Source organism: Mesorhizobium sp. M1A.F.Ca.IN.020.06.1.1 (assembly GCF_004023265.1).
Classification (GTDB): Bacteria; Pseudomonadota; Alphaproteobacteria; order Rhizobiales; family Rhizobiaceae; genus Mesorhizobium.
Genome location: NZ_RZSR01000751.1, coordinates 1 through 3,035, shown reverse-complemented (window position 1 = coordinate 3,035; position 3,035 = coordinate 1). Strand labels below are relative to the sequence as shown.

General features: G+C 64.8%; 3 protein-coding genes and 1 riboswitch. Of the genes, 1 reads left to right on the top strand and 2 read right to left on the bottom strand.

All coding sequences use genetic code 11. The features are described from left to right. Together EOA60_RS26305 and EOA60_RS26300 are read right to left on the bottom strand one after the other, a co-directional pair. Positions 1–272, bottom strand: a 272-nt coding sequence (locus EOA60_RS26305) for a methionine biosynthesis protein MetW (protein ID WP_128312130.1), incomplete at its 3' end; no start/stop codon positions are given. Between the two features lie 88 nt (positions 273–360). Next, entirely contained in the window at positions 361–1,530 is a 1,170-nt protein-coding gene (locus tag EOA60_RS26300; RefSeq protein WP_095823989.1) for a homoserine O-acetyltransferase, read from the bottom strand. Positions 1,531–1,620: 90 nt separating this feature from the next. Beyond that, positions 1,621–1,698, bottom strand: a riboswitch (SAM riboswitch). Between the two features lie 136 nt (positions 1,699–1,834). Here EOA60_RS26300 and hisC point away from each other — a divergent pair. Next, positions 1,835–2,938, top strand: coding sequence for a histidinol-phosphate transaminase (hisC, locus tag EOA60_RS26295; RefSeq protein WP_095823988.1), 1,104 nt, complete (start codon positions 1,835–1,837; stop codon positions 2,936–2,938). Positions 2,939–3,035 lie beyond the last annotated feature (97 nt).

Sequence of the window (3,035 nt, the reverse complement as noted above, 5' to 3'; positions counted from 1 at the left end):
GTTTGCGACAGGACGACGAAATCAAAACCTTTGTCGGGGTAGAATTCGAGGTCCTTGTCGGCATCGCCCTGGACGACGGAAAGGCCGCGCGCCACGCATTCGTTGACGCCGCGCTGCGACAGCTCCAGGCCGCGGCCATCGACCCGCTTGGTCGCCTGCAGAACCTCCAGAAGCACGCCGTCGCCGGAGCCGACATCGAGCACGCGCGAATGCGGCGGGATGAGATCGGTGACGACTTCGAGGTCGACACGCTGGGCGCGATTGACGCTCATGGGCACACCTCCGGCCTTTGAGCATTTCCAGCCAGTCGGAATCTCGGCGCCTCAGAAATGCGCCCAGGACACAGAGATCGCGCGCCACTCATAGGCTGAGCCCCCTTGCGCGCGCCGCCGAGGCTATGAAGCCGTTGATGGCCGCGAACAATTCCGGTTCGTCGAGCAGGAAAGCGTCGTGGCCGCGGTCGGTCTCGATCTCGACGAAGGAGACGGACGCGCCGGCGGCGTTCAATGCATGCACGATCGAGCGGCTTTCCTCGGTCGGAAACAGCCAGTCGCTTGTGAACGACACGAGACAGAAGCGTGTCTTAGTGCCCGCGAAGGCATCGGCCAGCCGTCCGCCGTGGTCGGCGGCGAGGTCGAAATAGTCCATAGCGCGGGTCAGATAGAGGTAGGAGTTGGCGTCGAAACGGTCGACGAAGGTCATGCCCTGATGGCGCAGATAGCTTTCGATCTGGAAATCGGCGTCGAAGCCGAAGGTCAGCGCCTCGCGATCCTGCAGGTTGCGGCCGAACTTGCGGTGCAGCGCTGCTTCCGAGAGGTAAGTGATGTGCGCGGCCATGCGCGCCACGGCGAGCCCCTTTTCCGGCCGCCTGCCGAAATCGAGATATTTGCCGCCGTGCCAGTCCGGATCGGCCATGACAGCCTGCCGCCCGACCTCGTGGAAGGCGATGTTCTGCGAGGAATGGCGGGCGCCGGTGGCGATCGGCAACGCGGAGAAGACGCGTTCCGGGTAGCTTGCGGCCCATTGCAGCACCTGCATGCCGCCCATCGAGCCGCCGAGCACGCAGAACAGCTTCTCGATGCCGAAATGATCGACCAGCATCAGCTGCGCCCGCACCATGTCGCGGATGGTGATGATCGGCAGGTCGAGCCCATAGGGCCTGCCTGTCGCCGGATCGGTCGAGGCCGGGCCGGTGGAGCCGAGGCAGCCGCCGATGACGTTGGCGCAAATGACAAAAAAGCGGCGGGTGTCGATGATCCTGCCGGGGCCGATCAGCACCTCCCACCAGCCCGGCTTGCCGGTCACCGGGTTGGTGCTGGCGACATGCTGGTCGCCGGTCAGCGCGTGGCAGACGAGGATGGCGTTGGAGCGGGCGTCGTTGAGGGCGCCGTAGGTCTGGTAAGCGACCTGGAACGGCGACAGCACGGTGCCCGCATCGAGTTTTAGCGGCTTGTCGGGACCGAACTGCAACACCGGGCTCGACGGTTGGTCGGCCTCGTGGTTGGTCCTTGGAGCGCGCTGAGCGGCCATTGCATTCCCCATCCAGTCGCATCGATCTCGCGATACGGCGTCCGGCCGGCAACGGACAACAAAAAACCGGCCTGCCTTCGCAAAGCCGGTTACAGGTTGCAAACGGCCCTTTAGCGAATTGTTTAACGTGGCTGCAAGCCGACCGGCCAAATCACCACGGGAGATCCGGCTGTTCTTCTAGGGCCAGCGCCGCGCTTCGTCAACGGTCTGCCTACGCGCGAGCGCGCCGGCCCCTCGACATTCGGGGCCACCGCCTGTATTTCCGCTGCGGCCTCGAACCAGGGCCTCTCGACGGATTTGTGACATGAAGCAGGATCAGCCACGTCCGACGCCCCGCGCGGGCATCATGGACATCGAGGCCTATGTGCCGGGAAAAAGTACCGCGCCGGCCGGCGTGACGAAGGTCTACAAGCTGTCGTCCAATGAGAATCCGCTCGGGCCCTCGCGGAAGGCGATCGAGGCCGCCCGGGAGGTGGCTGCCAAATTGGACGTTTATCCCGACGGCTCCGCCCGCCGGCTGCGCGAGGCGATCGCCGATGTGCACGGCCTCAATCCGGCAAACATCGTCTGCTCCAATGGCTCCGACGAGATCCTGGGGCTGCTGGCGCAGACCTATCTCGCGCCGGGAGACGAGGCCGTGTTCACCGAACACGCCTTCATGGTTTACAAGATCTATATCCAAGCCGCCGGCGCCAAGCCGGTGGCGGTCAAGGAGACGGACGAGCGCGCCGACATCGACGCAATCCTCGCCGCGGTGACGCCGGCGACGCGGATCGTGTTCCTCGCCAACCCCAACAATCCGACCGGCACTTATGTGCCGTTCCAGGAGGTGCGCCGGCTGCATGCCGGACTGCCCAAGAGCGTGCTCCTAGTGCTCGACGCGGCCTATGCCGAATATGTGCGGCGCAACGACTATGAAGCCGGCATCGAGCTGGCCGGGAGCTCGGAGAACGTGGTCATGACCCGCACCTTCTCCAAGCTCGGCCTCGGCGGCGCACGCATCGGCTGGATGTACGGACCGGCGCATATCGTCGATGCCATCAACCGGGTGCGCGGGCCCTTCAACGTCAATGCAACCGCGATCGAGGCCGGCATCGCGGCCATCCGCGACCGCGCCCATGTCGAGCGCAGCGTGGCGCATAACGAGAAGTGGCTTGCCTGGGTCAGCGAGGAGCTGACCGGGCTCGGGCTGCGCGTGACGCCCAGCGTCGGCAATTTCGTGCTGATCCACTTCCCCGACAACAAAAAGCATTCGGCAGCGGCCGCGGACGACTATCTCAGCGCGCGCGGCTACATCCTGCGGCGCGTCACCGGCTACGGCTTTCCCAACGCGCTGCGCATGAGCATCGGCATCGAGGAGGCCAATCGCGGCGTCGTCGAGGCGCTCAAGACATTTCTGAAAAGCTGAAGCACCATGACAGCAACGATGTTCGGAAGAATAGCGCTGGTCGGCATCGGCCTGATCGGTTCGTCGCTGGCCCGCGTCTTCGGCCTCGGTCGTGTAG